A 1,990-nucleotide genomic window follows, 5' to 3' on the forward strand; every position below is an offset into this window, starting at 1 on the left:
GTTCTATATTGAGTCAATAGTTCGTATAGTCTTATGGAGTAGGTGCGCTTAAAAGCGCTTATATTGCGTAATAGGTAATTAGTGAATTGTTTTTCTAGTTGGCAAAGATACGGCATAACCGAGTTACTGAATTCTATAACCGCCGTTCCTGTATTATTAAAATATTTTTTTGACTGTATCCACCTAAATTCTTCGATATATTTAGGGTCTTTTACCTTAATCCAGCGCTCCCCCAATGCGTCAATAGATTTTTTAATCTGTGCATATGCATTATTAGACTGTATGTCTGGGAATTGCTTTATAAAATCTTCAACAACTATTTTTTGTTTTTGCTGAGGCTTTTGTGGGTTTAATTTACTAATGCAATACAACATTAAACGCTGTTCCATTAGTGTTAGCTTGTAACTAGCTTCTACAAGATAGTTATCTTTATAAACAATTAAATCATTCATTTTAGTATTTTCCCTAGCATTAAAACCGTAATCTTTCTGGCATTGTACGCAAAAAGAAAACAGTATCAAACTAAAAAAAATACGGTTTAAAAAAGTAGCCTGTGGATATTACCATAAAAAGGTACGGTTTTAACCATAAAAAGGTACGGTTTTAACCATAAAAAGGTACGGTTTTAACCATAAAAAGGTACGGTTTTAACTTGATAACCATATGAATAATAAAACGAATAAAGGGGGGAAAACAGTAAAACAATAAAACAATAAAACAGAGAGAAAAAACCGGTTATAAACGTACAAAAAATAAGGTGAGTACGGTTTATCAAAATTTAACCTTTTGAAAAATAACAACTTGTTTTTTTTGTTTTCTCATGTACATTAAATGTTAATTTTTGCTACGAAACCATTTAAAGGAAATTAAACCACATAATATAAAAGATATTGCTGGAATAATAAGATAATAATAAACAGGTATAGAAGATGGAAATAGAGATACTAAAAACAAAGATATAACAGCAGCCAATCTAGCATAGATAGCTACACCACTGGATATTGATGATATGTCTTTTTCGTATTCTTTTTTAAGTAAGAAAGTATAATATCCACCAGTACTAATAGATAGAAAAGATGTTGTTCCATGAATTAATGAATATATAAATATACCAATATAACCAGCTGTTGAACTTTGAATTTTAAACAATAACAAAATACAAAACATTCCTCCCAAAACACCACAAATAATTGTGCTAACCATATATTTTTTAGTAAAAACACCAAAGGAAGGAAGAATGTGATTAAATAAAAATTGAAATAAAAAAGCGCCTATGTGACAACAAATAAGTACAAAAATTTTATCTTTAGATATGGCTTCTGTACTCATACCGTATGTCATAATGGGTTGCCAAAAATGATATATAATTTGTATACCAAAGGTAAATAAACAAGTAATTATAATAAAATATAATCCTCCTGTTGATTGATTTATCAATGGAAAAACAGATTTAACTTTAAATAAAAAACTTTGTTTTTTTTCCGTTGGTAATATTGCTTTAATAGGTGTCGGTATATACATGTATATATATAAAATTATACTCATAAAAAATATAGAAACAAAGTAACCAACATAATAAGATTTTGTATAATATAAAATAATAGCACCTATTAAACCAGTTATTATGCTTCCTATTGAAGTTATTTTTTGTCCAATATGGGAATATCTTGCTAATTCTTCTTTATTTTCAATAGAACTATACATCCATCCAAAGATACCATTCCCGACACAACATATTCCCACAGCATAAAAAATATGAGCCAAAACTAAAAAATAAAAATTTGGAGAAAAAAAACACAGCAGGTAAAAAATAATAGTTGATAGGACCCCTATTATGACTAACAATTTTCGGCCATAACGATCACACATTACTCCAATTGGAATGTTTGCAAATAAAGAAACAAGAGAGAAAACAACTTGAAATAAAGCTAATTCTCTTAAAGAGACACCCGTAGAAAGCAAATAAATAGATTGATATACACCTATAAGC

At 28.5% G+C, this 1,990-nt stretch carries 2 protein-coding genes; both read right to left on the bottom strand.

Features of this window, described 5'->3' with window-relative positions; genetic code table 11:
* The coding region (locus ACGH47_RS11335; protein WP_411623478.1) for a replication initiation protein at positions 1–452 on the bottom strand (452 nt) is incomplete at its 3' end.
* Positions 453–834: 382 nt separating this feature from the next.
* A partial coding sequence (locus tag ACGH47_RS11340; protein ID WP_411623479.1) for an MFS transporter occupies positions 835–1,990 on the bottom strand: 1,156 nt, incomplete at its 5' end.

Source organism: Gilliamella sp. CG16 (assembly GCF_046635785.1).
GTDB classification, from domain to species: Bacteria; Pseudomonadota; Gammaproteobacteria; order Enterobacterales; family Orbaceae; genus Gilliamella; species Gilliamella apicola_I.